Origin of the sequence: Photorhabdus sp. RM71S (assembly GCF_042879355.1) — a bacterium.
Lineage (GTDB): Bacteria > Pseudomonadota > Gammaproteobacteria > Enterobacterales > Enterobacteriaceae > Photorhabdus > Photorhabdus kayaii.
The window spans coordinates 1-206 of sequence record NZ_JBHFKV010000381.1 but is presented as its reverse complement, the minus strand read 5'-3'; the positions used below and the strand labels follow the sequence as shown (position 1 = coordinate 206).

1 protein-coding gene is annotated in these 206 nt (G+C 46.6%); it reads right to left on the bottom strand.

The features are described 5' to 3' along the window. Window positions 1-63 precede the first annotated feature (63 nt). A complete protein-coding gene (locus ACGF5R_RS25260; RefSeq protein WP_387693404.1) occupies window positions 64-204 on the bottom strand; it encodes a transposase in 141 nt (46 codons plus the stop codon). Between the last annotated feature and the right edge of the window lie 2 nt (window positions 205-206).

Genomic DNA, 206 nt, shown 5'->3' with positions numbered 1-206 from the left:
GCGGACTTCGGTGGGCCTACCACCATCTCCTCCTGAGCTTATGCTACATACTGGCTGCATTCCCTATGCGGCTAGTTTGTATGCCTGCGGCACACTTTCTATCAAAAATCGTCTTCTTAACATCAACTTATCCCACAGAGATAACGCTTTTGCCTTCATGTTACTCCGGACATGAGTGATTAACGTTATTCCTTCTGCTTCCAGTT